Here is a 24,650-nt window from a genome sequence, read left to right on the forward strand (position 1 = left end):
ATTCGACCGGAAGCGCGGAAGAAAAGACAGACCTTGACTTGCACAGGCCAAGTGCACTATGCAGACGCCGGGCACCGTTATCCGGACACGGAGCACTCCCCCACGGGGCACGGCAACGGGCGCGCCGCGCCGTCCACTTGGTGGACGCCATGAACCCGTGCGCCCCCTGTGCTGCCGCACCGTGGGTTAGGTCACGCTTACTACCCGTTCCCGTCGGGCATGCAGCGGAATAGAGTCAATCGACGGTGCGCTACAGCGCGAGGCGGCACATCCCAAGTCGCCGCCGTCGAGCACCCTTTGATTCGCATACTGCCGTTCCCCCATCCGCATCCGCCCCCATGGTCCACGAGACGTGGGGGGATCACTGCCGAGGACGGATCACGTCATGCCTCGTCCCATGCCACGTCCGACCACCGCACAGATCACCTACGGTTCGGTGACCGTCATCTTCTCGACCCTCGCGATGCTGCTGCTCTCCCGGACCGGTTCGGGAGTCGGTATCGCGGTGATAGCTCTGGCCGCGCTCGGCCTCGGCTTACTGGTCGCCGTGACGGTGCCGTCGCCCAAACAGCCCGCGGCGCCCGCCGCACGCGTCCTGCCGGTGGCCACCACCACCGACGAGCGCGTCCCGGGCCGGCGCGCCGTGCTCGCCGACTCCGTACGCGAACCGGCGGGCCCGTGACCCGAAGCCACGAACCCGCCGGATGAGTGTGTCGCCGCCGCCACCTGGCACATGACCCGGTCGCTCCGGACGCGCTCTATACGCTGACCACCACCGTTTTGGCGGCCTTGTCGTGCAGGCCCTGTTTGTAGGGCTTGTCGAAGAAGCTCCAGCCGCCGCAGATCGCTGTCCAGACGCAGGCGCAGCAGAAGGCGAACGGCAGCCAGAGCACGGCCGCGCGGGCGAGCGCGGTCTGCATGCTCGGCGTGGCCCCGTCGTTGAGGTTCGCGACCCGCATCCCCAGCCACTTCTTGCCGAGCGTCTGCCCGGTCCTGGAAATCATGAAGGTGTCGTACGCGATGTAGAGCACGGCGGCCAGCAGGGACTGGCCGAACGACTTGCCCGTGTTCACGTCGTCCGGGTCGAAGTCGTACTCCGAGGTGCCGAAGGCCCACGTCAGCAGGGCGACGACGATGCCCACCAGAATCATGTCGACGATGCGGGCGAGCACCCGCTTGCCGCTGTCGGCGAGGGGAGGCATTCCGGCGAGGGGATCCTGCCCGCCGTGGCCACCGGGCCCACCCCCGTACGGGTCACCCCCGTAGGGCGGGGGCGGGGTGCCGTACGGGGAGCCGCCGCCCGGGGGCGGAGTGTCGTAGGGCGAGCCGCCGCCCGGAGGAGGGCCGCCACCCGGGGGCGGGGTGCCGTACGGGGAGCCGCCGCTCTCCGGGGGCTGGTGCGGCGGCTGCTTCTTGAACGGGTCGTCGTCCGGGGGCGGGTACTGCGGCGGTTCGGTGCTCATGGCCCGAGTCGACCGCGACGGCCCCCGCTCCGCATCCGGCGAGCGGCTGACCGGGTTAGGGCCCTTCTCTGTACCCCGTCAGGGCCCGTCTCTGTACCCCGTCACCCCGCGACGAAGGTGTTCGCCGCCTTGTCGTGCCAGCACTGCCGCCACGGCCGGTCGAAGACGCACCACACCACGCCCACCACCCCGATCACGAGCACGCCCGGCACGCTGTACACCAGCCAGCGCCGCAGCGCCGCCCCGAAGGACGGCGCCTCGTGCTCCTCGATGTCCCGCACCTCGATGCCGCACACCCTCTTGCCGAGGGTGCGGCCCCATTTGGCGGTGGGCAGCGCCTCGTAGACGACGCCGAAGAGCAGCAGGACGGCGAGGACGATGCCGAGGTAGCCCGCGGTGGTGCCGTCGAGCAGCCAGACCGTGGTCTTCTCCCCGGAGAGCTTCGCCGCGTCGATCTTGCTGTCGATGTGGTCGGCGGCCTTGGTGCCGAGCGGCAGCGCGACGGCGCCGGTGACGGCGGCGAGGACGACCGTGTCGATCAGCCGTGCCGCCAGGCGTCTGCCGAGTCCGGCCGGGCGGGCGGCGGCCTGGGTACGGGCGAGCGCGGCGAACGGGTCCTCCGTCACCGGCTTCCACGGCAGGACGGGCTGCCCCTCGCCCTGCTGCGGGGCGGCCGGACCCGCCGGGGGCTGCGCCAGCTGGTGCACCTGCTGGGCCCAGGAGGGCGAGCCGCCACCGGGTCCTGAGGTGACGGGGGCGGGCGCGGGGGCGGGGGCGCCGCTCTGCTGCGGCACGGCGTTCTGCTGGGGTTGCTGCGGGGGCTGAGGTTGCGGCTGGGCCTGCGGCGGCGTGGTCCCCTGCTGCGGTACGGGCGGCTGCTGCTGCGGCGTGGACGGCTGCGCCGACTTGGGGCGGATCGCGCGGATCGACATCGTGCCGTCGGTGCCCGCCGACGCCGCAGGCAGGACCGGTCCCGTCGGCCGGCGGAACGTCACTGTGCCTTCGGCGGCCGGCGGCTTCGCGGAGCCCGGCTTCGCCGAACCCGGCTTCGTGGCGCGGATCGTGACCGTGCCGGGGTCGCTCTCGTCGTGCGGCGGCCCAGCCGGTCCTGACGACGGACCGGCGGAGCCCGGAGACTTCGCCGTCTTCGCCGACGCGGAGCCGGTGGAAGCGTCCGCCCGGGGCGCCGCGTCGCTCGGCACGCGCGGGTCGGGCTGCGCCGGGTCGCCCCAGGCCACCCTGCGCTCCTGCTCACCGCCGAGACCGGCCTGCCGGCCCGCGTCGGCGGCCCAGGCGGAGGCGGGCTCGGGCCTGGCACCGTGCCGGCCCGCCTCGTCGGCCCGGCCGTCCTGCGGCTCCTCGTCGAAGAAGTGGGGGCCCGTCTCCTCCACCGCGGGCGGCACGGCGGCACCCGCGCCGACGCCGGAACTCCCGCCGGAACCCGCGCCGGGCGGCGCCGGGAGCGGTTCGCCGTCGGACGGCGCGGGGCGGCTCGTACCGGGAACCCAGGCGGCACCGTTCCAGTACCGGACATATCCGGGAATGGACGGGTCGGGGTAGTAGCCTTCGCGCGGCCGGTCGTCGCCTGGGGCCGGAGTTGGGGCGCTCATGTCCGTCGTCCCGTATCTGCTCGGGGGTCTTCTGGGGGGTCCACATCTATCAGACCTCCGTGTCCCGTCGGGCGGCTCCCGCCCTTCGGACCACTTTCCGGGCACGGTCCCCACACATCCCCCGCGTACGAACACACCCCTTCGAGGGCGCCGCACAGCCGCCGTCCGAAGAACTTCCCCGAACCCGCGTAATGCTCCGGCGATCCCGCGCTCTCCACTCGTACGGGTCCGCTCCCAGGGCCCCTACAGGGAAAGGCAGGGCATCGACATGCACTCCGTGGTGGAACGCGAACTGGAGCTCAACCTCGTCCTCTCGCCGGAGCGGGCCGTGCCCGTCCCGGCCCGTCTCACCTACCGCACCGACGACCCCTACGCCGTCCACATCGCCTTCCACATCGGTTCCGAGCACCCGGTGAACTGGACATTCGCCCGCGAACTCCTGGTGGAGGGGGTGTTCAGGCCGTGCGGCCACGGCGACGTGCGGGTCTGGCCGACGAAGGTGGACGGGCGCGGCGTCGTCCTGATGGCTCTCAGCTCGCCGGACGGCGACGCGCTCCTCGAAGCCCCGGCCGCCGCCGTGTCCGCGTGGCTCGAGCGGACGCTGCGGGTGGTCCCGCCGGGTTCCGAGGCCGAGCAGCTCGGCCTCGACGACGGCCTCGCCGAGTTGCTGGCACCCGCCTCGGGCCGCGGCCACGCGGACGACCTGTGGCTGCGCGACCCGTGGCCCTCGGACGAGTCCAAGGACGGTGAGTGAGCTCCGCCGCCACGGGGGTGTACGCGGAACGTGACCGGACCGGCTTGCCCGGGCCGCCTCAGAGCCTGTGCCAGAGCCTGTCCTCAGAACAACTTGCCCGGGTTGAGGAGTCCGTGCGGGTCGAAGGCGGCCTTGATGGCCTGCTGCATCTCGACCCCCACGGGACCGATCTCGCGCGCCAGCCACTCCTTCTTGAGGACCCCGACGCCGTGCTCGCCGGTGATCGTGCCGCCGAGCTCCAGACCGAGGGCCATGATCTCGTCGAAGGACTCGCGGGCGCGCCTGCTCTCGTCGGGGTCCGCCGCGTCGAAGCAGACGGTGGGGTGGGTGTTGCCGTCGCCCGCGTGCGCGCAGACCCCGATGGTCAGACCGTACTTCTCGCCGATGCGCTCGACGCCGCCGAGCATGTCGGCGAGGCGCGAGCGCGGCACGCACACGTCGTCGATCATCGTGCTGCCCTTGACGGCTTCGAGCGCGGTGAGGGACAACCGGCGGGCCTGGAGCAGGAGTTCGGACTCGGCGGTGTCCTCGGCCGGGACGACCTGGGTGGCGCCCGCGGCCTCGCAGAGCGCGCCGACGGCGGCGAGGTCGGCGACGGGGTCCGCGGTGTCGAAGGCGGCGAGCAGCAGTGCCTCGGTGGTCTCGGGCAGGCCCATGTGGGCCAGGTCGTTGACGGCCTTCACCGTCGTACGGTCCATGAGTTCGAGGAGCGAGGGGACGTGGCCGCCCTCCATGACGGCGCAGACGGCGTCGCACGCGGCCTGCACCGAGCCGAACTCGGCGGCCAGGACGAGCTGCCGGGGTGGCTCCGGCTTGAGCGCGAGGACGGCGCGGACGACGATGCCGAGGCTGCCCTCGGAGCCGACGAAGAGCCGGGTCAGGTCGTACCCCGCGACGCCCTTGGCGGTGCGGCGTCCGGTGCTCATGAGCCGTCCGTCGGCGAGGACGACGTCGAGGCCGAGTACGTACTCCGCGGTCACGCCGTACTTCACGCAGCACAGGCCGCCCGCGGCGGTCCCGATGTTCCCGCCGATGGTGCACATCTCCCAACTGGAGGGATCCGGCGGGTAGTACAGGCCGTGCTCGCCGACCGCGCGGGAGAGCGTGGCGTTGACGACGCCCGGCTCGACGACCGCGATGCGGTCGACGGGGCTGATCTCCAGGATGCGGTCCATCTTGACGAGGGAGAGCACGATGCACCCCTCGCTCGCGTTCGCGGCGCCGGACAGGCCGGTGCGGGCGCCCTGCGGCACCACGGGGACGCGCAGCTCGGTGGCTGTGCGCATGACGTGCTGGACCTGCTCGACGGTGCGCGGCAGGACCACCACGGCCGGGGCGCCCGCGGCGCAGAAGCTCGCCATGTCGTGCGCGTACGAGGACGTGACGTCCGGGTCCGTGAGGAGCGCCTCGGCGGGGAGGCCCTCCTGAAGGAGGTCGATCAGCGTGCGGCTCATGATCACAGCCTCGCACTCGGGGCCATCGGTGTGAACCCGCGTGCGATGCCGTTCCGCATGCCGGGATGTGCTCTTCGTATTGACGCACAGTGAACGCCATGAAGCCTTCGGTGAAGCGTGTTCTGATCGCCTCCGCAGCGGGGAGCGCGGTGCTCGGCGGTGTGCTCGTGCTGCTGCCCCCGGACACCGAGGAGGCGGCGCCGCCCGCGCTGGGGCCCGCCGGACGGGCGATGGCGGCCGTGGGGGCGGGCGTGCCCGCCGCGCTGCCCGATCTGGCGGCGCTCATCGGCGAGCGCGAGGCCCATCTGCGGGCCCATCCCGGTGACGACCACTCCTGGGCGGTGCTCGGCTCGGCGTTGGTGGCGCGGGGGGTGCGGACCTCCGATGTGACGGATTTCCCGAGGGCCGAGAACGCACTGAACACGTCGCTGCGGACGCGGCCCGCGGGGAATCCGGAGGCCCTGACGGGGCTCGCCGCGCTCGCCGACGCCCGGCACGACTACCGCGCCGCCAGGAAGTGGGGCGAGCTCGCGGCCGGGCAGGCACCGAAGCGGTGGACGTCCTACCCGGCGCTGATCGAGGCGTACAGCGGCCTCGGCGACGCGAAGGCCGTCGACAAGGCCCTGGAGAGCATGCGGGAGCTGAATGCGGGCGCCACCGCCAGGGCCATCGCCGGGCAGGTCTACCGCGACCGCGGCTGGCGCGAGAACGCCGACGCCGCGCTGTCCGACGCGGCGGCGCTCGCCGAGACTCCGACGGAGCGGGCGGCCTGCCTGCACCGGGTCGGGGAGCTCGCCTGGGAGCGGGGCGAGCCCGCGCAGGCGCTGCGCCGCTACGACGCGGCGCTCGCCGCCGACCCCGGGCACCATCCGGCGCTGGCGGGCCGGGCCCGCGCCCTGGCCTCGCTCGGCCGCAACGCGGAGGCGCTGCAGGCCTACCGTTCGGCGTTCGCCAGGCAGCCGCTTCCCGAGTACGCGCTCGAACTGGGCGAGCTGTACGAGGCGTTGAAGCTGAAACCGGCGGCGAAGGCGCAGTACGACACGGTGCGGGCGCGCGTGAAGCAAGAGAGCGCGGCCGGCGTGAACGACGAACGGCTCCTCGGCCTCCTCGACGCGGACCACGGTGACGCGGACGCGGCGGTGCGGCGGCTCACCGCGGAGTACAAGCGGCACCGCAGTCCGCAGGTGGCGGACGCGCTGGGCTGGGCGCTGCACAGGGCAGGGGAGAGCGCGGCGGGCCTGAAGCTGGTCACGAAGGCGATGGACAAGGGGCCGCGCAGCGCCCTGTTCGCCTTCCACCGGGGGCAGATCGAGCGGGACCTCGAGTACGAGGGCGCCGCGCGCCGCCACCTCGGGGAGGCGCTGCGCATCAACCCCTACTTCTCGCCGCTGCGGGTGCCCGTGGCGAAGAAGGCGCTGGCCGCGCTGGGTGAGCCGGAGGAGGGCGGGCCCGAGCAGGTCTACGCCCCGCCCGGCGAAAAGCCCGCCCCCATGCCGAAGCCGCGACCGCCGAAGCGCCGGGCCCCTTGAGGCCTGCCTCAGAGCGCGGCGGTGCCGATCAGAGCGTTGCGGGTCACCCGCGCCGCCAGCTCCTCCTCGGTCAGGGAGGCCGTGGACGAGGGGCGGCGCGGCAGGACCAGGTAGCGGGTCTCGGCGCTGGAGTCCCAGACGGTGATGCGGGTGGTGGACGGCAGCCGGAGGCCGAACTCGGCGAGCACGGCGCGGGGTTCGCGCACCACGCGTGAGCGGTAGGCCTCGCTCTTGTACCAGCTGGGTGAGGGTCCCAGCAGCCGGACGGGGTAGCAGGAGCAGAGGGTGCAGACGACGACGTTGTGGGTGTCCTCGGTGTTCTCGACGACGCGCAGCCGCTGCGGCTGCACTCCCCCTGCGGAGAGGCCGAGTTCGGTGACGGCGGCCGTGCCGTCGGCGAGGAGCCGCTCCCTGTACGCCGGGTCGGTCCAGGCGCGCGCGACGACGCGGGCCCCGTTCAGCGGGGTCGCGCCGCTGAGGAACGCGTCGAGCATCTCGTCGAGCACGGCGCCGACGACGATGCCGCGCTCCTCCAACAGGGTTTCGAGGCGCCGTACTTGGCGCGAGATCCGCGCGTCCGTGTGCGTACCGCTCATGGGGTGTCGTCCTCCGGCTCCAGATAGCTTTCCCACAGGTCGAGCACGACGTGGTGATCGCCCTCGCCCCACAGGTCCCGGGCGGTGAAGCGCACGGCGTAGACCTGCTCGACGGGGGCGTCGTCCCGGCCCTGCGCGCGGATGTCGGCCAGCGCGTGCGCGCCCTCGGGTTCGACGACCACGCCTCGCTTGCCGCGGGCGTAGCGCGGCAGGCGGGTGTGGTGGGGCGGGTCGTGGGCCAGGGTGCGGACACGGGCGCCGGGCCCGAAGCGGTCACTCATCGAGCGCGCCGGGTTCGAGCACGCCCTTGCGTTCCAGGAGCGTACGGATGGCGTGGAACCAGCGCTCGTAGTACGAGGCCGCCAGGTACGCGGCGGGCTCCATCGTCTCGACGGCGTCCCTGAACTCGTCCAGGTTGTAGACGCCTTCGCGCACGAGTGCGCTGTTCAGCGCGAAGACGCGGGCTTCCCAGTCGGCGTGGAAGGGCTCGGTGTCGTCACGTGTGTCGAGCGCCCCGAACCCCTGCATCCCGCCGACGTCATTGATCCTGGCCATGACGGCACACTAGCCCGCCCCCGACGCGAAATCGCCGGACAGGCAGAGCCTGTCCGGCGATGGGTCACAGGCTCTTAGAGATTCCCTCGCTTCTCCTGCTCCCGCTCGATCGCCTCGAACAGCGCCTTGAAGTTCCCCTTGCCGAAGCCCATCGACCCGTGCCGCTCGATCATCTCGAAGAAGACCGTCGGCCGGTCCTGCACCGGCTTGGTGAAGATCTGCAGCAGGTAGCCGTCCTCGTCGCGGTCGACGAGGATCTTCAGCTCGCGCAGGATGTCGACGGGCACGCGGGTCTCACCGGCCCACTCGCCGAGGGTGTCGTAGTACGAGTCGGGCGTGTCGAGGAACTGGACGCCGGCCGCGCGCATCGTGCGTACCGTCGCGACGATGTCGTTCGTGGCGAGCGCGATGTGCTGGACGCCCGCGCCGCCGTAGAACTCCAGGTACTCGTCGATCTGCGACTTCTTCTTGGCGATGGCGGGCTCGTTGATCGGGAACTTGACCTTGAGCGTGCCGTCCGCGACCACCTTCGACATCAGCGCGCTGTACTCCGTCGCGATGTCGTCGCCCACGAACTCCTTCATGTTCGTGAAGCCCATGACCTTGTTGTAGAAGCCGACCCACTCGTTCATCTTGCCGAGCTCGACGTTGCCGACGCAGTGGTCGATCGCCTGGAAGGTGCGCTTGGCCGGCGGCTCGACGATCGGGTTCGCGGCCACGAAACCGGGCAGGTACGGGCCGTCGTACCCGGAGCGCTCCACCAGGGTGTGGCGGGTCTTGCCGTACGTGGCGATGGCCGCGAGCACGACCGTGCCGTTCTCGTCCTTGACCTCGTACGGCTCCGTGATCCCGCGCGCACCGTTCTCGACGGCGTAGGCGTACGCGGCGCGCGCGTCCGGGACCTCGATGGCGAGGTCGACGACGCCGTCACCGTGCTCGGCCACGTGGGAGGTGAGGAAGTGTCCCCAGTCGGTGGAGGCCTTGATGACGGAGGTGAAGACGAAGCGCGCACCGCCGTTCGTGAGCACGTAACTCGCGGTCTCGCGGCTGCCGTTCTCCGGTCCGGAGTAGGCGACCAGCTTCATGCCGAACGCCGTGGAGTAGTAGTGCGCGGCCTGCTTGGCGTTGCCCACGGCGAAGACGACCGCGTCCATTCCCTTGACCGGGAAGGGGTCGGCCTCGCGCGCGGTGTCCGGGGTGGTGTGGGTGGTGGTCTCAGTCATGACCCGAGGCTCCCCCCGATTGACAAGGTGCGCAATAGTTCGCGTTTTCAGTGGTCAATCCGACCAGTCCCTGGCCAGGATGGGCGGGCTATCTGTACATCATGACCATCACGGAGGCGGCATGGCGATCGATCATCTGGACGGCAGGCTCATCGTGCTCCTGGCGCGTGAGCCGCGTATCGGGGTTCTTGAGGCGTCCCGCAGGCTCGGGGTGGCGCGCGGCACGGTGCAGGCGCGGATGGACCGGCTTCAGTCCAATGGAGTCATCCGCGGCTTCGGCCCCGAGGTCGATCCGGCGGCGCTCGGCTACCCCGTCACGGCCTTCGCGACCCTGGAGATCAAACAGGGCCAGGGCGCGGACGTACGGGCCCATTTGGCGACCGTGGCCGAGGTGCTGGAACTGCATACGATTACCGGCCACGGCGATATGCTCTGCCGCCTCGTGGCCCGCTCGAACGCGGATCTCCAACGTGTGATCGACCGGGTCGTGGGCTTTGATGGCATCGTCCGAGCTTCCACGGCGATCGTCATGGAAAATCCCGTTCCGCTGCGGATCATCCCGCTGGTGGAGCAGGCGTCCAAAGATTCCTGAGTCACCGAATTTCGTGAGTACCTTCCGGAAAAGGCGAGGTGAGCACTTCAGTGAATTTCTGGGACTACCTCGGCAACCGCCACCAGCAACTCCTGACGGACGCGTATCAGCACGCCAGCGCCGTCTTCCAGTGCATGGTCGTCGCCACCGTCATCGGTGTACTGATCGGCGTTCTCACCTACCGCAGCGAGTGGGCGGGCAATCTCGCCACGACCGTCACCTCCACCATCCTCACCATCCCGTCCCTGGCCATGATCGGCCTGCTGATCCCGGTCGTGGGCCTCGGCGTCGCACCGACCGTCGTCGCGCTGACCCTGTACGGGCTGCTCCCGATCGTGCGCAACGCCATCGTCGGCCTGCGCGGCGTCGACCCGTCGCTGGTCGACGCGGCGAAGGGCATCGGGATGTCCCGCATCGCCCGGCTCTTCAGGGTGGAGCTGCCGATCGCCTGGCCGCCCATCCTGACCGGCATCCGGGTCTCCACGCAGATGCTGATGGGCATCGCGGCCATCGCCGCGTACGCGTCGGGTCCCGGGCTCGGCAACGAGATCTTCCGCGGCATCGGCTCGCTCGGCTCCAAGAACGCGCTCAACCAGGTGCTCGCGGGCACGCTCGGGATCATCATCCTGGCGCTGCTCTTCGACGCCGCGTACGTCCTGATCGGCCGGCTGACCATTTCGAGGGGGATCCGTGTCTGAGACGACCACCGGCGAGGCGCCCGCGTCCGCCGCCACCTCCGGCGCCACGATCGAGCTGGAGAACCTCACCAAGCGCTACGCGGGCAGCGGTGAGGCCGCCGTGGACAGCGTCAACATGGAGATCAAGGCCGGCGAGATCGTGATCCTCGTGGGCCCCTCCGGCTGCGGCAAGTCGACCACCCTGAAGATGATCAACCGGCTCATCGAGCCGACCGGCGGCCGCATCCGCATCGGCGGCGAGGACGTCACCGACATGGACCCGGTGAAGCTGCGCCGCAAGATCGGGTACGCGATCCAGTCGTCCGGCCTCTTCCCGCACATGACCGTCGCCCAGAACATCGCGCTCGTCCCGAGGATGACCGGCTGGGGCAAGTCGAGGATCACGTCACGGGTCGAGGAGATGCTGGACCTGGTCGGGCTCGATCCGGGCGAGTTCCGCCACCGCTACCCCCGTCAGCTCTCCGGTGGTCAGCAGCAACGCGTCGGCGTGGCAAGGGCGTTGGCGGCCGACCCGCCCGTACTGCTCATGGACGAGCCCTTCGGCGCCGTCGACCCGATCACCCGCGACCACCTCCAGGACGAGCTGATCCGGCTCCAGCACGAGCTGCACAAGACCATCGTCTTCGTCACGCACGACTTCGACGAGGCCATCAAGCTGGGCGACCGCATCGCCGTGCTGCGGGAGCGCTCGCACATCGCGCAGTTCGACACCCCGGAGGCCATCCTCACCAACCCGGCCGACGACTTCGTCTCCGGTTTCGTCGGCGCGGGCGCGGCCCTCAAGCGCCTCAATCTCACCCGCGTACGCGACGTGGAGATCGCCGACATCCCCACGGTGACCGTCGACGACCCCCTCCAGGACATCTTCGACAAGCTCCGCGCCAGTGCCACCAACGAACTGCTCCTCCTCGACAAGCGCCGCCGCCCCTACAAGTGGCTGCGCCGCGGCGACCTGACGCGCGCCAAGGGCTCGCTGGCCCGCGCGGGCACCCTCGTCCACGACACCGTGACGCGCGACGCCACCCTGCGCGACGCCCTCGAAGCGGTCCTCACCGACAACGCGGGCCGGGTCGCGGTGACCGGGCGGCGCGGCGAGTACACGGGCGTCGTCGACATGGAGACGCTGATGAACTCCGTCCACGAGATGCTGGAGGCGGACCGGCTCGAAGCCATCGAGCACCAGCAGCAACTCCTGGAGCAGCGGGCCGGGTTGACCCACCAGGAGCAGGAGGGCTACGGCGGGGAGGCGAAGGCGTGAGCGGCATCTCCGGGGGCTCACCGCGGATCCCGGACCGCAGGCCGTCCCCGCGTGAGGCGTCCCGCCCCGAGGGCGAGCACGAGGTCAAGGGCCTCGCCTTCCGTGACGAGGGCGAGGCCGAGCAGGAGGCCCCGCCGCCGCCCCTGCCGGTCCGGCGGCAGCCGCGCAAGGTCGTCTGGCAGAAGCTGGTCTTCCTGCCCGCCGTCCTCGCGGTGGTCCTGCTGATCACCTGGTGGTGGTTCCGGCAGGCCGACCTCGACTCGATCTCCGAGAACGCGCTGGCCGACGGCAACGTATGGCTCCGCCTGCGCCAGCACATCCAACTGACAGCGATCTCCACCTTCTTCGTCCTCATCATCGCCATCCCGCTCGGCATCCTGCTGACCCGCAAGAAGCTGCGCAAAGGTGCCCCGGTCGCGATGGCCCTGGCCAACATCGGTCAGGCGACCCCCGCGATCGGTCTCCTCGCGCTCCTGGTGATCTGGCTCGGCATCGGCGAGAAGGCCGCCCTGATCGGCATCATCATCTACGCCGTCCTGCCGGTCCTCTCCAACACGATCGCGGGCCTGAAGGCGAACGACCCGACGCTCCTGGAGGCGGCGCGCGGCATCGGCATGTCGCCGCTCGGCGTCCTCGCCAAGGTCGAACTCCCGCTGGCCGTCCCGCTGATCCTCGCGGGCGTGCGCACGGCGCTCGTCCTCAACGTCGGCACGGCGACGCTCGCCACGTTCGGCGGCGGCGGGGGCCTCGGCGACCTCATCACGACGGGCATGACCAACCAGCGGATGCCGGTCCTGATGCTCGGCTCGATCCTGACGATCGCGCTCGCGCTCCTGGTCGACTGGCTGGCCTCGCTGGCCGAACTGCTGCTGCGTCCGAGGGGCCTGGAGGTGGACACATGAGGAACCTCAAGGTCACCGCGCGTACGACCGTCATCGCCGTCCTGGGCGGCGCGCTGGTCGCCGGGTGCGGGCTCACCAGCGGCAGTCCGATGGTGGACGACGTCAAGCCCGGCTCCATCGGCAAGGGCCTGCCCCTGAAGGGCGCCGACCTCACCGTCACGTCCAAGGAGTTCACCGAGCAGCTGGTCCTCGGCGCGATCATGGGCATCGCGTTCCAGGCGGCCGGCGCGGATGTGCTCGACCGCACGGGCATCCAGGGCTCGATCGGCGCGCGCGAGGCGGTCAAGGGCGGCGACGCGGACGCCATGTACGAGTACACGGGCACCGCCTGGATCACGTACCAGGGCAACACCAAGCCGATCACGGACCCGCGGAAGCAGTGGCAGGCGGTGCGCGACGCCGACCTGAAGAACGGTGTCACCTGGCTGACCCCGGCCGCGCTCAACAATACGTACGCGCTGGCGATGAACGAGAGGAACGCGGCGAAGTACCGGACGAAGACGCTCTCGGACGTGGCGGCCCTGTCCAAGTCCGACCCGAAGGCCGCCTCCCTCTGTGTGGAGAGCGAGTTCTCCTCGCGGAACGACGGCCTGCCCGGCATGCAGAAGGCGTACGGGATGAGGATCCCGTCCTCCAGCATCACCAAGATGGACACCGGGATCATCTACACGCAGGCGGCCAAGGGCTCCTGCACGTACGGCGAGGTCTTCACCACCGACGGCCGCATCAAGGCGATGAACCTGACGACGATGGAGGACGACAAGCACTTCTTCCCCAACTACAACGCGGCGCCGGAGATCAACAGCAAGTCCCTGAAGAAGCATCCGGAGATCGCGGAGGTCCTGGCCCCCATCACGAAGAGGCTCAACAACAAGGTGGCGCGGGACCTCAACTCCAAGGTGGATGTGGACGGTCAGGATCCGCATGAGGTGGCGAAGGACTGGTTGGTCGAGGAGGGGTTCGTCAAGGAGTAGACCGGCTTCAGTTACAAAGACTCCGTTGCAAAGAAACCGTTGCAACGGAGTCTTTGCATGTCTACGCTGAGTCCATGACGGAGCAGCCGAAGCCCCACAAAGTCCGTGAACTCGACGCGCGCACCCTGCGCGGGCTCGCGCACCCGCTGCGGATGCGGCTGCTCACGTCGCTGGGCGTCGAAGGACCGGCGACCGCCTCTCAACTCGCCGCGCGCCTGGGCGAGTCGAGCGGCGCGACCAGCTATCACCTGCGTCAGCTCGCGGAGTACGGGTTCGTGGAGGACGACCCCGATCGCGGCAAGGGGCGGGAGCGGTGGTGGCGCCCGGCCCAGCAGGGCATTCGCACCGACGCCGAGCTCATGCTCGACGAGAACCCCGAGGTCCGCGGCGCCCTCAGCACCGTGCTGCACGAGTACGCGTCGCTGCGCGCCCAAGAGGTGTCCACCTGGATCGCGACGCGGCACGAGTGGCCACAGGAGTGGGGGGCGGCCTCGGACATCAGCGACTTCACCCTGGACCTGACCCCGGAACTCGCGTCCGAGCTGAGCCACAAGGTCCACGAACTCATGGAGGAGTACCGGATGTTGGCGCCGCCGAAGGGCACCCCGGACGCGGCCAGGGTTCGGGTCCACTCCCACCTGTTCCCGACCCGACCGGCCGACAACAGCGACGACGACGGCGACTGAGAGGAACGAAGCCATGCACTCCGACATCCACCTGATCCTGCACGACGCCCGCGCGCGGGAATTGCGGCGAGCGGCACCCAGCAGAGGAACCCACCACCATCTCCGCACGCAACTCGGATGGACCCTGGTGGAGTTGGGGCTCCGGCTCGTCAGCAGCTCGGGACCTTCCCGCCCTTCCCGAGGGCCCGCAGTGAGTCGACCGTTCCCTTCAGTGTCTTGATCGGCACCAGGCGCAGGCCCTTCGGCAGCTCCGACTGAGCGTCCGAGCACTCGTCCTCGGGGACCAGGAAGACCGTCGCACCGTCACGCCGCGCGGCCTGCGTCTTCAGGGCCACGCCGCCGACCGGGCCGACCTCGCCGTCCGCCGAGATCGTGCCGGTACCCGCGATCCTGCGGCCACCCGTGAGGTCACCGCCGCTGCCGTCGCCGTCCAGCTTGTCGATGATGCCGAGCGCGAGGAACAGTCCGGCGCTCGGGCCGCCGATCTTGCCGAGGTCGGCCTTGACCTTCACCTTGTCCGTGTCGTCGACGCCGTTCGCCTTCAGATACGCGAGCGCCGCCTGCGTGGCCTCGTCCTGCGACTCCTTCATGTCGCCGAGGTTGTGCTTCTCGACTTCCTTGACGTTGTCGCCGACGGGGTAGACGGAGTCCTTGGGCATCACCGCACGGTCCGTACGGAACCAGCCGTCGACGACGTCGCCCAGACGGATGTCCATCTGCGGCCCCGTCGCGACGATCGTCGTCATGCGCAGCTCGCCGCTCGTCCTGCGCGTAGGGACGCCGGAGACCGTGAGGACCGGCTTGCCCTCGTGCTCCCCGAGTACGTTCGCCGTGCCACCGGGCTGCGCCACGGCGAACGGCAACGGCGCGAACGCCGCGACGGCGAGCAGGGCCGCGACGGGCAGGGCGCAGACGGCGAGGGTCTGGGGGCGCGTGAGGCGAGAGAACGAGAACACGGGATCAATCTAACGTGAGGGAGGATGATCAAGCCCGTCCGGCGTTTGAGGACGAGCTCGGCGCAGCCGGCGATCGACCGAGCCCCGTGGAACAGATCCTCCGCGCGGCCTCAGCGCAACGCGTCTGCGACTTCCCGGGCCGCGTCGACCACCCGTGGCCCCACTCTCTCCGGCACCGAGTCCGACAGCATGACCACGCCCACGCTGCCCTCAAGGCCCGTCACTCCGACCAGGGGAGCCGCCGCGCCGCTCGCGCCGGCCTCCAGCTCGCCGTGGGTGAGCGCGTAGCCGGGGTCGGTGACCAGGCTCTGGCGGGCGGCGAGTATCGCGCGGCCCGCGGCGCCCCGGTCCAGCGGATGGCGGAAGCCGGTGCGGTAGGCGACGTGGTAGTCCGTCCAGGTCGGCTCGACCACCGCGACCGCGAGGGCCTCCGAGCCGTCGACGAGGGTGAGGTGTGCCGTCGCCCCGATGTCCTCGGCGAGCGAGCGCAGCGCGGGCAGCGCGGCCTCCCGCACCAGCGGGTGCACCTGGCGGCCGAGCCGCAGCACGCCGAGGCCGACCCGGGCGCGACCGCCGAGGTCCCGCCGCACGAGGGCGTGCTGTTCGAGCGTGGCGAGCAGGCGGTACACCACGGTGCGGTTCACACCGAGCTTGTTGGACAGCTCGGTGACCGTGAGCCCATGGTCGGTGTCGGCCAGCAGCTTGAGGACGCGCAGTCCTCGGTCGAGCGTCTGGGAAGTCTCCGCGGTCACGACGCCCACTCCTTAGGTGAGGGTCGGCGGCCCCCCTACGCGGCGGTTGCGTCGCCGGTCCCGTGGGCGACGCGCGTCAGAGGCCGCCGGTCGGAACACCGGCTGCGCTCCGCGGCGGCGCTGCCACGGGGCGTGTGCTGTGCGGGGACATTAGCGAGGCCGTCCCGCTCAGCGGAAGACTTCGTCCAGAATCCGGGCACCGGGGCGCCCCTAGCGCCCCCCATTGCCCCGTTACGCGGTGGGCGCCAGCGAGGGGCGCGCACGGCATTCGCACACCACCTCCCCACTCGGAACCAGCGGCTCAGCCCTCACTTCATCCGGGTGGCCCACTCCTGGACCTTCTCGATGCGCTGGCGCAGCTGGCCTGCCGTGGCCTCCGCGCTCGGCGGCCCCCCGCAGGTGCGCCGCAGCTCGGTGTGGATCACCCCGTGCGGCTTCCCGCTCTGGTGGACGTACGCGCCGACCATCGTGTTCAGCTGCTTCCTGAGCCCGAGGAGTTCCTTGTGGGAGACGACGGGGCGCCGTTCGGCGGGGATTTCCAGGAGGTCGGCCTCGTCGTCCGGCTTCTTCCTGCTGTGGGCGATCTGGCGGGCCTGCCGCTTCTGGAGCAGCATCTGCACCTGGTCGGGTTCGAGGAGCCCGGGGATGCCGAGGTAGTCCTGCTCCTCCTCGCTGCCCGGGTGCGCCTGCATGCCGAACTCGGCGCCGTCGAAGAGCACCCGGTCGAAGACGGCCTCGGACTCCAGGGCCTCGAAGGAGAACTGCTCCTGCTCCCCGGTGTCCTCGTCCTGCTCCTTGTTGGCCTCGTCCATCTCCTTCTCGGACTCGGCGTAGGGGTCCTCCTCCCCTTCCTTCTTCGGCTTGTCGAGGACGTGGTCGCGTTCGACCTCCATCTCGTTGGCGAAGCCGAGCAGGTCGGGGACGGTGGGCAGGAAGACGGACGCGGTCTCGCCGCGCCGCCTGGACCGTACGAAACGGCCGACGGCCTGCGCGAAGAAGAGCGGCGTGGAGATCGTCGTCGCGTACACGCCCACCGCGAGGCGCGGTACGTCGACGCCTTCGGAGACCATGCGGACGGCGACCATCCACCGGTCGGTGCTCGCGGCGAAGTCGTCGATCCGCTTGGACGCGCCGGTGTCGTCGGAGAGGACGACGGTGGCCTTGGACCCGGTGATCTCGCGGATCAGCTTGGCGTAGGCGCGCGCGGAGTCCTGGTCGGAGGCGATGACGAGGCCGCCCGCGTCGGGAATGGCCTTCCTGACCTCGGTGAGCCGCTTGTCGGCGGCCTTCAGGACGTTCGGCATCCACTCGCCCCGGGGGTCGAGCGCGGTGCGCCACGCCTGCGACACGGCGTCCTTGGTCATGGGCTCGCCGAGCCGCGCGGCGATCTCGTCACCGGCCTTCGTGCGCCACCGCATGTTGCCGGAGTACGAGAGGAAGATCACGGGCCGCACGACGCCGTCGCCGAGCGCGCTGCCGTAGCCGTAGGTGTAGTCGGCGGAGGAGCGCCGGATGCCGTCGTTCCCCTCCTCGTACGTGACGAAGGGGATCGGATTCGTGTCGGACCGGAACGGCGTACCGGTGAGCGCGAGCCGCCGCGTCGCCGGCTCGAACGCCTCCAGGCACGCCTCGCCCCACGACTTGCTGTCGCCCGCGTGGTGGATCTCGTCGAGGATGACGAGGGTCTTGCGCTGCTCGGAGCGGTTGCGGTGCAGCATCGGGCGTACGCCGACGCCCGCGTACGTCACGGCGACCCCGTGGTACTCCTTGCTGACGGGCCCCGCGCTGTACTCGGGGTCCAGCTTGATGCCGATACGGGCGGCGGCCTCGGCCCACTGCTTCTTCAGATGCTCGGTGGGCGCGACCACGGTGACCTGCTGGACGACGTGGTGGTGCAGCAGCCAGGACGCGAGCGTGAGCGCGAACGTCGTCTTGCCGGCGCCGGGGGTGGCGACGGCGAGGAAGTCTCGCGGCTGCTCCTGGATGTACTTCTCCATCGCGCCCTCCTGCCAGGCGCGCAGCTTGTTGGCGGTGCCCCAGGGGGCCCGCCCGGGGAACGCGGGCGACAGGTGGTGCGAGGAGGTGGCGGCGGCGCTGGTGGTAGTCACGGTCTCCGGGTTCGCGGTCGGCGGCACGTATGACAACCGGGCCACCTTACCGGTGATGCGTGGGCGCGAGCCCGAGGCCGGGGCGGCGACCGGGGCGGGTGCGACGGGTCTCACACGGAGGCGCGGGGTGTGTGGGGGTGCCGGTACGCATGTCCCCCTGCACGTCCGCCCGCAGCCCCCCGTCGCCGCGCCCCGCCGGGACCGCACCCGCCTACTTCTCCGTCCGCACCTCCGTCCGTACGTCCGACACCGCATCCGGCCCGCTGTCCGACAGGACGTCCATTCGTACGTCTGTCACCACGTCGGTCACCACGACTCCCGTCCCGTCCGCCGCCGGGACCGCCGCCGCGTCCGGCACGGTCCCGCTCGGGCCCTGGAGCCGCGTCCCCACCCACGCCCCGACGAGGGCGACCGCGGCCATCGGCAGGAAGACGGCAACGAAGGCCGCCGGATGCGAGCCCGCGCTCTCCCCCGCCCCGTGGCCGACACCCACCGAACCCCCGCCGAGTGCGGCGAACGCGGCGCCGCCCGCGGCGAGCAGGACGACGTTCGAGAGTCCGTCGGAGATCTGTAGCGCGGCCGAGTTCGACCCGGCGTCGGCGGGCGCGGAGAGCCGCAGCAGCAGCACGCTGGTCGAGGCGATGACCAGGCCCATCCCGAAGCACCCGAAGCCCCACGCGACACCCACGACCCACACGGGCACGGCCTCGACGAGGACGGTCGGCACGGCGAGTATCGCGCCCGCGACGAGCACCATCCCGGAGGTCACGAGCCGCGACCGGTAGGGCTCCATGCGGGGCCGCGACTGGACGTACGACCCGAGCGCCCAGGCCGCCCCGCCCACCGCCAGCGAAAGCCCGGCCATGGTGGGGCTCAGCCCGCGCTGGGTGACGAGCATCAGCGGCACGAAGGACTCGGCCGCGACGAACGACCCCGCCGCGATACCGCGCAGCAGTACCACGGACGGCAGTCCGCGCGCGGCCCGGTACGTCCCCTTGGGCAGCAGCCCCAGCACGGCGGGCACGAGGACGGCGGCGCCTGCCGCGGCGGGCAGCAGCGAGAGCCAGCGCAGGTCCTGCCCGGCGTACTGGAGGAGCCCCGCCCCCAGCGAGATCCCCAGCGCGAGCCGGATGCGCCGCCGGTCGAACGCGGCCACCGGCGCGTCCGGGTCGGCGGGCCCGGACGCCGTCCGCCGTATCGCGGGCAGCGCGAGGGCGAGCGGCGCGGTCACGAGGACCGGGATGCCGACGAAGACCCAGCGCCAGCCGAGGTGTTCGGTGACCGTCCCCGCGATCAGCGGCCCCACCACGGACGGCACGACCCAGCCCGCCGCGAACGCCGCCATGATCGACGCCCGCAGGTGCTCGGGGTAGGCACGGCTGACGATCACGTACAGCCCGACGATGACCAGTCCGCCGCCGAGCCCCTGCACGGCCCGCCCCGCGATGAACAGCCACATCGACCCGGCGGTCCCACTGAGCAGCAGCCCCGCCGCGAACAGCGAGATCCCGATGGCGACCGGCCCCAGCGGTCCTCGCCGGTCGGCCCACTGCCCGCTGAGCACCATGCCGAAGAGGCTGGTCGTGAAGTACCCCGAGAACGCGAAGGCGTACAGGGACACGCCGTCCAGCTCCCGTGCGGCCACGGGCATCGCCGTCCCCACGGCGGTGGCCTCGAACGCGATCAGCAGCACGACGGAGACGATGCCAATGCTCAGGGCGCGGTAGGGCTTGCGCAGGACGCCGTCGGTGTCATCAGTCATGCACGCCAGGGTAAGAGGCGTGGGCCCGTTTTACCCCTGTCCAGGGGCGGGGGCATGCTCGTCCCTTGGTCTTACGCCTCTGCGGCCTGGGAGGCGTGCGTGATGAAGGCGGACCAGGTGGAGGGGGTGAGGGTGAGGTGGGGGGCGCGGGGGGTTTTGGAGTCGCGGATGTGGATGGTGTGGGGGGTGGTGGCTACCTCGACGCAGTCGCCGGACTCGTTGCTGCTGCTGTAGCTGCTCTTCTGCCACTCCAGGGCGACCTCGACACAGCTGTCACCTTCACTGCCACTGCTGTAGCTGCTCTTGAACCACTCACGTCCGGAGGCGTCCCCGGCAGAAGCCTTGCGGATCATGTCTCTCCCGGCAATTGCTCGATGAAGGCCAGTGACGCCCGTGGCGTGAGAGCTTGAGCCCGGATTATCCCATAGCGCAACTCAAGGATCCTGAGCTGCTTGGGATCGGAGACTGGGCGACTGCTGAACGCCCCCTCGGAGCGCCCAACCGCCGTACCGTCACGGAACTTCAGCACTTCGATCAAGCCTCCCATTCCGGCATGGCTCTCACAGTCGAGTGGCATCACTTGGAAAGTCACGTTTCGCAACCCGGCCACTGTAGTGAGGTGTTCGAGCTGCCGACGTAGCATCATTGTCCCTCCGATGGTGCGCCGCAGCGTCGCCTCCTCCTGCACGAAGCTCAGAGTCGGTGCAGGCGAGCGCTCGAAAATCGCCCGCCGGGCCATACGCGCAGCCACATCTCGCTCCACCTGATCCTGCGAGTACGACGGCTGCCGCATCTCGAACAGTGCCCGCATATGCTCTTCCGTCTGTAGCAAGCCGTGGATGTTGTGGTTGCTGTACAGCCCGATCTCGACCGCCTGCGCCTCCAGCTTCGCCAAGTCACGCGCCTTCTTCGGATACCTCGCCTCCCGCATCTCCTTCATCGCGGAGACGAGCCCGTCCGCGCCCGTGACCTCGTCCACCCTGTCCAGGTACTCGGGACGAGGAATACGCGCCCCGCGCTCGACTTTCCGGACCAAGTCCTCCCCGTAACCGATCGCCACCGCGAACTCGGCGACGCGCATGCCCGCCGCCTCCCGCCGCAACTTCAACTGCTGGCCGACCATCTCCACGACCGCACTGATCTCGTCCTCGGGGTCGACGTCCCACCCCGGTTCATCCACCGCGTCGTTACACTCCACCGCGCCCGCCTCCGTCGTACCGTCCAAAGCCCAACGCGCACACGTACCCGAACAGCAACCGAGACAGCCAGGACAGGCCGGGACACGCACCGGACAATTGCGGTACGCACACCACGCACCGCTATGCACCGTACGTACGGGGGGCCACGCTGAGTGACGTGAACCAAGAAAACACCCGGGCGGGAACCCCCACACCCGTACACCAGTTCAAGATCCTGCTCTCCGCGACGCGAAGAGGCGCACGGCTGGCCCGGCTCCTTACGCGGGAACAACTGCACAGCTGGGCGCACCCGTTCGAGGCGGCGGAACAGATCGTCGCCGAGTTGGCGAACAATGCCGTGCTGCACGGCCACGCGCCCGGCAGGAGCTTCCGCCTGGTGCTCGCGCTCAGCGGGACGGACACGCTCCGTATCGAAGTGACGGACGCGCGCCCGGAGCACACCCCGCCGCAGCGGCCCGAACCCCCCTGTGTCGACGCCGAGTCGGGGCGGGGTCTGCTCCTGGTGGAGGCGCTCGCCGACCGCTGGGGACGGACCTTGGCGCCGTCATCTTCAGCCCCTGCAAAACGGTCTGGGCGGAACTTGATCTGGCCCCCCTGTCGTAGGACGGCCCGCGGTGCGGGCGCCGCCTATTCGATGGCTCGGCGCAAGATCGCCGCTTTAGGATCTGCGGCATGACGACGCGACTTGTCCAGATCCATCTGAAGGCCCGGGACGACGCGGCGCTGGGCCGCTTCTGGGCGGCGGCGCTCGGCTGGGGCGTCGACAGCGAGGGCCCCGGCGTGACCAACCTCGAACCCGAGGGCTTCGCCTACCCCGACCCCACCGCCGTCGTCATCGACGTCGTCGCCGACCCGCAGCCCAAGACGGCGAAGAACTCCCTGCACATCGACCTGGCCACGACCTCCGCCGCCCATCAGGCAGAGCTGGTCGCACGTCTCAGGGAACTCGGCGCGACCCCCGTCGACGTGGGCCAGGGTGACGTCCCGTGGCAGGTCATGGCCGACCCTGAAGGCAACGAGTTCTGCGTGCTGGAGCCGCGGGAGATCTACCGGGACACCGGTCCGATGGCCGCGGTGGTGGTCGAGTGTGCCGATCCGCGTGCCATGGCCCGGTTCTGGGACGAGGCGATGGACTGGACCCCGCACGAGGTGACTGACGACCTCGCCCGCCTGCGCTCTGCCAAGGGTGTCGGGCCGTACCTGGAGTTCCTCCGCACGCCGGGTGTGAGGACCGGCTGGGACCGGTCGGCCCGGCCGCGCATCCATCTCGACCTCCGGCCTTATCGCGGGGGCGATCACGAGGTGGAGGGGGCGCGGTTGCGGGGGCTTGGTGCGACCGGCATCGACTTCGGTCAGGGTGACGCGCCGTGGACGTGCCTCGCCGACCCGGAGGGCAACGAGTTCTGCGTTCTCGCTCCGGCGTGACTTCGGCTCGGTCTTCTCGGCGTCTTTGGTGGGCCGGTGCCTTTGGGGGTGGGCGGGGGCGTCCGGGGTTTTGCGGAGTGTGGCGGTTCCGGGCCGGCAGTAAAGGGCGCTCCGCTGCGCTACGCGTCGGCTGCGCCGATTCCGCTGCGCTCCACCCTTGACTCCCGTCCCTCCACCGCACGTTGACTGTGACCCGGACGCCCAGGGGTGGGGCCGCCGGGGGGCGTGGGATGGGTCATTCCCTTTGCCTGCCGGGTGCGGCCCGGCTCAACGCGAGTCGAGGCTACGGTCGGGGCTCGGCTGCCCCTGCGGCCCAGCCGCTCGGGCCATCAGCCATCGCTGCCGGGTGCGGCCCGGTCCAACGCGAGCCGACGTCACGGTCGGGGCTCGGCTGCCCCTGCGGCATCGCCGCTCGGGCCATCCCCTCGCGCTGCCGGGTGCGGACCGGCCCATCGTGGGCGGGCGCCAGGGTCGCGCTCGGTCAGGCCATTCATCGGTCGGTCGTCGTCTGCTGCTGCTGCTCCGGGGCACCTACTTTGGGAAAGTTGCGAATGGAGTCGCCGCGCGCCCCCCTCTTCACTCCCAATGCGCCGCCCCGGATAGATGGGTCCCGCTCCGGGGCATCTACTTTCGCTAAGTTGCGAATGGAATCGTCGCGCGCCCCCCTGCCACGCCCCGCGCGCCCCTGGACATCCGCGCAAGCCGAGACGCCCACTGCGGGCCCGGTGTCCGCGTCGCCCTCGTCACCCGATGTGGCGGCACTCATGGCACAGCTGCGTGAGCAGGGTGTGGCCCAGGGCGGCGGCTCTCTCGCTGACCTGCAATAGCTGGCGGCGTCCGGGCCGCGTGCCGGCCTCGCCGCGGCCAAGGCCAGGCTGCCGAAGTGCCGGGGAACATTCAGGAACCGCGCTGCCAAGGTCGTCCTTCAGGAATCCAAGAAGCACGGGGTGCCGTGGGTCGTGAAGCTCTCCCGGGGCAACGCCCCGATGGGCCGCGTGAACTTCAACGCGAAGATCTTCGCCAACGGGCGCGAGGCCAACGTCTATCAGGAGCACCAGAACAAGGTGTGGTACTACCAGTTCCACGGTCCACTGCCGCGTAAGTTCGCCGTAAAGGGCAGCAGCAGGAAGTACACGATGAAGCGCGGAGACGACGTGTCGTTCCTGTGGACCTGGAGGTCCGTGCGTGACCCGCGCAGCGGCGGCATGCGTTTCGTGAACTGCGAGTTCAAGCCGTAGGGGAGTAAGCGCCATGTCACTGCCAGAGCCCGCAGAGGTCTTCGCGCCCGTTGATCGCGATCTACGGGCTTGCGGCCTCAGTCCCGATGTCGTCTACGCGCACCTGGGGGCCCTGGAGCTTGACTCAAGGCTCGTCGCGGAACCGCAGCTGGGTGCGGCGGTGGAGTCGCTTGCCTTTCACATCCAGGCGGCCGTCCTCGAAAACCTTCAGGAGATCAGAGGTGGCCGCCCGTGGCCTCTGTGTCAGGGGCGGCATCTGCATCCGATGAGTCTCGACTCGGACGGACAAGGGGGCTGGCCGTATTGGTACTGCCCCAAGAACCCCTCTTACCGCTTCACGGTGGGCGAGCACCTGGCGGCTGAGACAGGTCTATCGGGGACTGGCGATGGAGTGCCCCTCCAGGCCAGTCCCCGTCCCAGATCACCGTGCGTGCATCACGGCTCCGTCCATGGCGCCACAGCATCTTCTCGATATGCAGCCAGCAACCTGTTCTCCACGACGTGGCGGCTCATCCGGTACATGGCGAGCAGCCCCCCCCATCCGCGACGGCGCATTGAGAGTGAAGAAGGGGCGCGCGGCGAATCCATTCGCAACTTTCCCAAAGTAGGTGCCCCGGCGGAGCGGCAGACGACGACCGACCGATGAATGGCCCGACCGAGCGCGACCCTGGCGCCCGCCCACGATGGGCCGATCCGCACCCGGCAGCGAAGGCTGATGGCCCGAGCGGCGATGCCGCCTGGTCGACCCAGCTGGGGCCGTAGCGTGCGCTCGCGTTGGGCCGGGCCGCACCCGGCAGGCAAAGGGAATGACCCATCCCACACCCCCCCGGCGGCCCCACCCCTGGGCGTCCGGGTCACAGTCAACGTGCGGTGGAGGGACGGGAGTCAAGGGTGGAGCGCAGCGGAATCGGCGAAG

Annotated in this window: 24 protein-coding genes and 1 pseudogene; 12 read left to right on the forward strand and 13 right to left on the reverse strand. The window is 70.5% G+C overall.

What is annotated here, in order from left to right; all coding sequences use genetic code 11:
- Window positions 1–397 precede the first annotated feature (397 nt).
- The gene (locus tag ACFVYR_RS22025; RefSeq protein ID WP_384262734.1) at window positions 398–682 is read left to right on the forward strand and encodes a hypothetical protein; all 285 of its coding nucleotides are present in this window, start codon (window positions 398–400) and stop codon (window positions 680–682) included.
- Window positions 683–758: 76 nt separating this feature from the next.
- Here the strand turns inward: ACFVYR_RS22025 and ACFVYR_RS22030 are convergent, their stop codons facing one another.
- Complete coding sequence (locus ACFVYR_RS22030) at window positions 759–1,463, reverse strand: RDD family protein (protein WP_384262736.1); 705 nt, start codon at window positions 1,461–1,463, stop codon at window positions 759–761.
- A gap of 101 nt (window positions 1,464–1,564) precedes the next feature.
- Window positions 1,565–3,073, reverse strand: coding sequence for an RDD family protein (locus ACFVYR_RS22035; protein ID WP_384262739.1), 1,509 nt, complete (start codon window positions 3,071–3,073; stop codon window positions 1,565–1,567).
- Between the two features lie 268 nt (window positions 3,074–3,341).
- Between ACFVYR_RS22035 and ACFVYR_RS22040 the strand changes: the two genes are divergently transcribed.
- Entirely contained in the window at window positions 3,342–3,827 is a 486-nt protein-coding gene (locus ACFVYR_RS22040) for an SsgA family sporulation/cell division regulator (RefSeq protein ID WP_384262741.1), read from the forward strand.
- An 83-nt stretch (window positions 3,828–3,910) separates the two neighbouring features.
- Here the strand turns inward: ACFVYR_RS22040 and ACFVYR_RS22045 are convergent, their stop codons facing one another.
- Window positions 3,911–5,281, reverse strand: coding sequence for an FAD-binding oxidoreductase (locus ACFVYR_RS22045; RefSeq protein ID WP_384262743.1), 1,371 nt, complete (start codon window positions 5,279–5,281; stop codon window positions 3,911–3,913).
- Window positions 5,282–5,379: 98 nt separating this feature from the next.
- Between ACFVYR_RS22045 and ACFVYR_RS22050 the strand changes: the two genes are divergently transcribed.
- Window positions 5,380–6,810, forward strand: coding sequence for a tetratricopeptide repeat protein (locus tag ACFVYR_RS22050; RefSeq protein ID WP_389612360.1), 1,431 nt, complete (start codon window positions 5,380–5,382; stop codon window positions 6,808–6,810).
- Between the two features lie 8 nt (window positions 6,811–6,818).
- Here the strand turns inward: ACFVYR_RS22050 and nthA are convergent, their stop codons facing one another.
- From nthA to hppD, 4 genes are all read right to left on the reverse strand, one after another.
- Window positions 6,819–7,406: a nitrile hydratase subunit alpha gene (gene nthA / locus ACFVYR_RS22055; RefSeq protein ID WP_384262747.1), complete on the reverse strand. Its 588-nt coding sequence runs from the start codon at window positions 7,404–7,406 to the stop codon at window positions 6,819–6,821.
- Complete coding sequence (locus ACFVYR_RS22060) at window positions 7,403–7,687, reverse strand: SH3-like domain-containing protein (protein WP_384262750.1); 285 nt, start codon at window positions 7,685–7,687, stop codon at window positions 7,403–7,405. The genes nthA and ACFVYR_RS22060 overlap by 4 nt, the downstream gene beginning before the upstream one ends.
- Window positions 7,680–7,961: a hypothetical protein gene (locus tag ACFVYR_RS22065; protein ID WP_384262752.1), complete on the reverse strand. Its 282-nt coding sequence runs from the start codon at window positions 7,959–7,961 to the stop codon at window positions 7,680–7,682. Before ACFVYR_RS22065 ends, ACFVYR_RS22060 begins: the two co-directional genes overlap by 8 nt.
- Window positions 7,962–8,035: 74 nt before the next feature.
- Window positions 8,036–9,184 carry a 4-hydroxyphenylpyruvate dioxygenase gene (hppD, locus tag ACFVYR_RS22070; protein ID WP_384262755.1) on the reverse strand — a complete coding sequence of 383 codons (1,149 nt, stop codon included), beginning with the start codon at window positions 9,182–9,184 and terminating at the stop codon, window positions 8,036–8,038.
- A 121-nt stretch (window positions 9,185–9,305) separates the two neighbouring features.
- Here hppD and ACFVYR_RS22075 point away from each other — a divergent pair, with 121 nt between their 5' ends.
- From ACFVYR_RS22075 to ACFVYR_RS22100, 6 genes are all read left to right on the forward strand, one after another.
- Window positions 9,306–9,776, forward strand: coding sequence for an Lrp/AsnC family transcriptional regulator (locus ACFVYR_RS22075; protein ID WP_384262757.1), 471 nt, complete (start codon window positions 9,306–9,308; stop codon window positions 9,774–9,776).
- A gap of 50 nt (window positions 9,777–9,826) precedes the next feature.
- Window positions 9,827–10,474, forward strand: a complete 648-nt coding sequence (locus ACFVYR_RS22080) for an ABC transporter permease (protein ID WP_384262792.1) — start codon at window positions 9,827–9,829, stop codon at window positions 10,472–10,474.
- Complete coding sequence (locus ACFVYR_RS22085) at window positions 10,467–11,732, forward strand: betaine/proline/choline family ABC transporter ATP-binding protein (RefSeq protein ID WP_384262759.1); 1,266 nt, start codon at window positions 10,467–10,469, stop codon at window positions 11,730–11,732. The genes ACFVYR_RS22080 and ACFVYR_RS22085 overlap by 8 nt, the downstream gene beginning before the upstream one ends.
- A gap of 5 nt (window positions 11,733–11,737) precedes the next feature.
- Window positions 11,738–12,634 (forward strand): ABC transporter permease, encoded by an 897-nt coding sequence (locus tag ACFVYR_RS22090; RefSeq protein WP_384262795.1) that lies wholly within the window; start codon window positions 11,738–11,740, stop codon window positions 12,632–12,634.
- Window positions 12,631–13,608 carry a glycine betaine ABC transporter substrate-binding protein gene (locus ACFVYR_RS22095; protein WP_384262762.1) on the forward strand — a complete coding sequence of 326 codons (978 nt, stop codon included), beginning with the start codon at window positions 12,631–12,633 and terminating at the stop codon, window positions 13,606–13,608. Before ACFVYR_RS22090 ends, ACFVYR_RS22095 begins: the two co-directional genes overlap by 4 nt.
- A gap of 74 nt (window positions 13,609–13,682) precedes the next feature.
- A complete protein-coding gene (locus tag ACFVYR_RS22100; RefSeq protein WP_384262764.1) occupies window positions 13,683–14,294 on the forward strand; it encodes an ArsR/SmtB family transcription factor in 612 nt (203 codons plus the stop codon).
- Window positions 14,295–14,443: 149 nt separating this feature from the next.
- Here ACFVYR_RS22100 and ACFVYR_RS22105 read toward each other — a convergent pair whose 3' ends face one another.
- The 6 genes from ACFVYR_RS22105 to ACFVYR_RS22130 form a co-directional block, all read right to left on the reverse strand.
- A complete protein-coding gene (locus ACFVYR_RS22105; protein ID WP_384262767.1) occupies window positions 14,444–15,250 on the reverse strand; it encodes a S16 family serine protease in 807 nt (268 codons plus the stop codon).
- A gap of 110 nt (window positions 15,251–15,360) precedes the next feature.
- Window positions 15,361–16,002, reverse strand: a complete 642-nt coding sequence (locus ACFVYR_RS22110; protein ID WP_384262769.1) for an IclR family transcriptional regulator — start codon at window positions 16,000–16,002, stop codon at window positions 15,361–15,363.
- Window positions 16,003–16,310: 308 nt separating this feature from the next.
- Entirely contained in the window at window positions 16,311–18,110 is a 1,800-nt protein-coding gene (locus ACFVYR_RS22115; protein WP_384262772.1) for a DEAD/DEAH box helicase, read from the reverse strand.
- A gap of 211 nt (window positions 18,111–18,321) precedes the next feature.
- Window positions 18,322–19,872, reverse strand: coding sequence for an MFS transporter (locus ACFVYR_RS22120; RefSeq protein WP_384262775.1), 1,551 nt, complete (start codon window positions 19,870–19,872; stop codon window positions 18,322–18,324).
- 71 nt (window positions 19,873–19,943) lie between these two features.
- Complete coding sequence (locus ACFVYR_RS22125; protein WP_384262778.1) at window positions 19,944–20,225, reverse strand: DUF397 domain-containing protein; 282 nt, start codon at window positions 20,223–20,225, stop codon at window positions 19,944–19,946.
- The gene (locus ACFVYR_RS22130) at window positions 20,222–21,070 is read right to left on the reverse strand and encodes a helix-turn-helix domain-containing protein (protein ID WP_384262781.1); all 849 of its coding nucleotides are present in this window, start codon (window positions 21,068–21,070) and stop codon (window positions 20,222–20,224) included. The genes ACFVYR_RS22125 and ACFVYR_RS22130 overlap by 4 nt, the downstream gene beginning before the upstream one ends.
- A gap of 158 nt (window positions 21,071–21,228) precedes the next feature.
- Here ACFVYR_RS22130 and ACFVYR_RS22135 point away from each other — a divergent pair.
- The 3 genes and pseudogenes from ACFVYR_RS22135 (at window position 21,229) to ACFVYR_RS22145 (ending at window position 23,734) form a co-directional block, all read left to right on the forward strand.
- Window positions 21,229–21,674: pseudogene (locus ACFVYR_RS22135) on the forward strand (ATP-binding protein).
- Between the two features lie 69 nt (window positions 21,675–21,743).
- Window positions 21,744–22,496: a VOC family protein gene (locus ACFVYR_RS22140; protein ID WP_384262784.1), complete on the forward strand. Its 753-nt coding sequence runs from the start codon at window positions 21,744–21,746 to the stop codon at window positions 22,494–22,496.
- Between the two features lie 947 nt (window positions 22,497–23,443).
- Complete coding sequence (locus ACFVYR_RS22145; RefSeq protein WP_384262787.1) at window positions 23,444–23,734, forward strand: hypothetical protein; 291 nt, start codon at window positions 23,444–23,446, stop codon at window positions 23,732–23,734.
- Window positions 23,735–24,650 lie beyond the last annotated feature (916 nt).

Origin of the sequence: Streptomyces sp. NPDC058284, assembly GCF_042881135.1 — a bacterium.
Lineage (GTDB): Bacteria > Actinomycetota > Actinomycetes > Streptomycetales > Streptomycetaceae > Streptomyces.

Coding starts and splice junctions, on each gene's coding strand:
- ACFVYR_RS22025 (WP_384262734.1), top strand. CDS start 398: ATGCCACGTCCGACCACCGCACAGATCACCTACGGTTCGGTGACCGTC.
- ACFVYR_RS22030 (WP_384262736.1), bottom strand. CDS start 1,463: ATGAGCACCGAACCGCCGCAGTACCCGCCCCCGGACGACGACCCGTTC.
- ACFVYR_RS22035 (WP_384262739.1), bottom strand. CDS start 3,073: ATGAGCGCCCCAACTCCGGCCCCAGGCGACGACCGGCCGCGCGAAGGC.
- ACFVYR_RS22040 (WP_384262741.1), top strand. CDS start 3,342: ATGCACTCCGTGGTGGAACGCGAACTGGAGCTCAACCTCGTCCTCTCG.
- ACFVYR_RS22045 (WP_384262743.1), bottom strand. CDS start 5,281: ATGAGCCGCACGCTGATCGACCTCCTTCAGGAGGGCCTCCCCGCCGAG.
- ACFVYR_RS22050 (WP_389612360.1), top strand. CDS start 5,380: ATGAAGCCTTCGGTGAAGCGTGTTCTGATCGCCTCCGCAGCGGGGAGC.
- nthA (WP_384262747.1), bottom strand. CDS start 7,406: ATGAGCGGTACGCACACGGACGCGCGGATCTCGCGCCAAGTACGGCGC.
- ACFVYR_RS22060 (WP_384262750.1), bottom strand. CDS start 7,687: ATGAGTGACCGCTTCGGGCCCGGCGCCCGTGTCCGCACCCTGGCCCAC.
- ACFVYR_RS22065 (WP_384262752.1), bottom strand. CDS start 7,961: ATGGCCAGGATCAATGACGTCGGCGGGATGCAGGGGTTCGGGGCGCTC.
- hppD (WP_384262755.1), bottom strand. CDS start 9,184: ATGACTGAGACCACCACCCACACCACCCCGGACACCGCGCGCGAGGCC.
- ACFVYR_RS22075 (WP_384262757.1), top strand. CDS start 9,306: ATGGCGATCGATCATCTGGACGGCAGGCTCATCGTGCTCCTGGCGCGT.
- ACFVYR_RS22095 (WP_384262762.1), top strand. CDS start 12,631: ATGAGGAACCTCAAGGTCACCGCGCGTACGACCGTCATCGCCGTCCTG.
- ACFVYR_RS22100 (WP_384262764.1), top strand. CDS start 13,683: ATGACGGAGCAGCCGAAGCCCCACAAAGTCCGTGAACTCGACGCGCGC.
- ACFVYR_RS22120 (WP_384262775.1), bottom strand. CDS start 19,872: ATGACTGATGACACCGACGGCGTCCTGCGCAAGCCCTACCGCGCCCTG.
- ACFVYR_RS22125 (WP_384262778.1), bottom strand. CDS start 20,225: ATGATCCGCAAGGCTTCTGCCGGGGACGCCTCCGGACGTGAGTGGTTC.
- ACFVYR_RS22140 (WP_384262784.1), top strand. CDS start 21,744: ATGACGACGCGACTTGTCCAGATCCATCTGAAGGCCCGGGACGACGCG.